We start from the raw sequence: 2,619 nt of genomic DNA, 5'->3' as shown, positions 1-2,619 counted from the left end.
AACTAAAGTGCGAAAAAATCTTGACACGACCACGAAAACAGCAAGTGCCTTAAAGTTCCATATCCAATTTTGGGTGCAAAAAAGCAGGAGACCTTTTCAGATTTCCTGCTTAATAACGCTGTGAAGATTTAATTGTGGTTGGGCTGCCAGTTATGCAAATTCCTTTGCCATTTTCTTCTCGTAGCCTTTTTATAAGATTAACGGGAGTTTCATTGACAAAACGGATTTTATCGGAAGAAGTTTTTTTGTTTATATTGCTTATAATTCCTGTGCTTATGCGGATAATTAGATTTTTACTCTTTTTAGTTGAAAATACTACTTTATTCTTGCAATAATATCACTTTTTTATGATGTCCAAAATACAACAATACAGCAAATTTCTCTTCTCCATAATTAATTTTGTTTCTTCTATAATCACTAACAAGTTCGCCTTCAAAAAATTCATTTTCAATTACATATGCCCCTTTAGTTTTTCCTCCTTTGCATTTCTCGATATATACCATTGATTTATACCAGCAGTATCTTTTTCCTTGTATATATCCTTCAATTTCATAACAAAGCAGCCATAATCCTCTACATATAGAATACACTAAAACTATAATGGATATTATTTTAATTATATTTTCAAATAAATCATTTTTTTTAATCTGAAAAATAATTATCAGCAAAGATATCAATATCGGTACTGCTAAAATGTCTATAAAAATTTGTTGTTTTATTTCTTTTAACCATTGCTTTAAATATTTTGTCTTTTCTGGTGGATTCAATAATATAGATGAATTCTCATACAATCTCTCTCTAATACTTTCTGTCATAGTACATCTCCTCCTATTTTTAATTGAAAATAACGAAGTGAAATCATTTTATCCTGCTGTAACTGGTCCTCTACCCTCGCGTGAAAGTACAGCCATATCCATGTGCATAACTGCCAAAAGAACCCATTCAATTTCTAATTCCGAATCTATTTTTTCAATTGCATACATAGAAGTGTTAGAAATTTTTTCGATTTTTGCAACACATTGATGTGTTATATTCTCGATAATTGAGCTGTAGTTATTTGCTCATTCACAAATTCTGTTTTGTTGCTTACATTATACTTCATCAACCTAAAGAATGGAAGATTTTTTCTTACCTCCCAAAGCAAAAGCACCTGTCATTTTCAAAACGAAAACAGCAAGTGCCTTAGAGCTCCATATCCTGTTTTTTGCTTTTCGCCGGAATTGTCCGGCTGACTTCACGCTCTGCCATTTCTTTCTTCTTGCGGCTTAACTGCTCTATAATAGAACTTTTGGCTTTCTTCTTAATTTGCTCCGTTCCGGCTTTTTTGACCTCCGGTTTCATCAGCGTGGTTTGGATTTTCTGAATGGTTGATTTCATAGCATTTGTGATTCTGGCAATCACGCCATCCAATCGTTTCACTGCATACTCGATTTCTTTCTTTGAAGCCTTACGCTCAGGGGAGAGAACCCATGCCTTAGACTGCTCCACCAGCTTAATATCCTCCTTGTGCGTTTCCAGTTTCACAGTATCAGCAACGACCTCAACCGCCTTGTCATAAGCAATATCGGCAACCTCGTCCACCAGAGCTTCCACATCCTCAATCTTCATCGTGAGTTCTTCCAGCTTTTGCTCCTGTGCTGCCAGTTGCTCCTTTTGCTTGAAAAGAATATAGTCCTGTTTTTCCAGATAAGCACGACCACCATATTCCGGTTCTTCTTCCAGTTGTAAGCCATGCTTTTTCGCCACATCAAACAACAGCACTCGGCAGGCTGAATCGAAAGTCATCTTGCGGTTATTTTTTCTTCCGACAGGCTTCTCCGGTTCCGGCAGTTCAAATCCCAGTGCTTCCAAAGCCTTTTCCTGTTGTGGGGCAATCTCCCCATATTGATTTTCACAGTCGAACACATGACGCTCGTGAATATGAGGGGTGCTTTCATCCAAGTGCAGCGCCCAATTCAGGATATGGACATGAGAGCCGAAACGCTCATTTACGATTTCCATAAATTCTGTGACAATCTCAATGAGCAGTTCCGGTGGAACATGATTATCAAGTGTTCCAATCTGATAGACCGTTTCCTCTGGACAGGTCTTTTTGCTTTTGAGCAAATCACCGGTTTCCTTATTCCTTTCAGGGTGTCGGTTCTTCACATTTCTTTCGTTCTGTCCGGTTACAAAATCACGATACCGCTGACGATAAAAAAGCTGTTCCACATCTTCAAAAGTGGCAGACAGCTCATTTTCCTTATCGGGATTTTTGAAATTGCGGAAGCCATTGTAACAGTCCCAATAGAGATTTTGTTTGGCTCGTTCTTCGTCAATGTGTTCGCTGTTGGCAATGTCAAAACTGCGGTCATTGTGCTTCGGATTATAAACGCCATTCTTTCCAGCTCGTCCATTGTGCCTTGTTAATTTCACATGAGTTCCTCCTTTTCTTTTTGATTTCCCCGACAGGGGAGAAGGGCAGCGAAGCTGATTCCTTGCGGCTTTCTGCGTCAAGTAATACCCAGTACTAAGTGGCGAAACGCCACTTAACTGGGCAAGGCTGCCGCCCTTGACCTGCACAAGGGTATTGCATTCCCTGTACCCAGATAAGGTACAATAATTTTCGCAAATTGAAAA

At 38.7% G+C, this 2,619-nt stretch carries 2 protein-coding genes; both read right to left on the bottom strand.

Annotation, left to right across the window (positions count from 1 at the left end):
- Positions 1-320: 320 nt before the first annotated feature.
- Entirely contained in the window at positions 321-815 is a 495-nt protein-coding gene (locus HMPREF0372_RS19530; RefSeq protein ID WP_077711721.1) for a hypothetical protein, read from the bottom strand.
- A gap of 367 nt (positions 816-1,182) precedes the next feature.
- On the bottom strand, positions 1,183-2,619 hold a 1,437-nt coding region (locus tag HMPREF0372_RS00685), incomplete at its 5' end, for a hypothetical protein (protein ID WP_050810463.1).

The organism is Flavonifractor plautii ATCC 29863, from assembly GCF_000239295.1.
GTDB lineage: Bacteria > Bacillota > Clostridia > Oscillospirales > Oscillospiraceae > Flavonifractor > Flavonifractor plautii.
The sequence above is the reverse complement of the archived record's forward strand: the minus strand, read 5'-3'. Positions and strand labels throughout refer to the sequence as shown.

Coding starts and splice junctions, on each gene's coding strand:
- HMPREF0372_RS19530 (WP_077711721.1), bottom strand. CDS start 815: ATGACAGAAAGTATTAGAGAGAGATTGTATGAGAATTCATCTATATTA.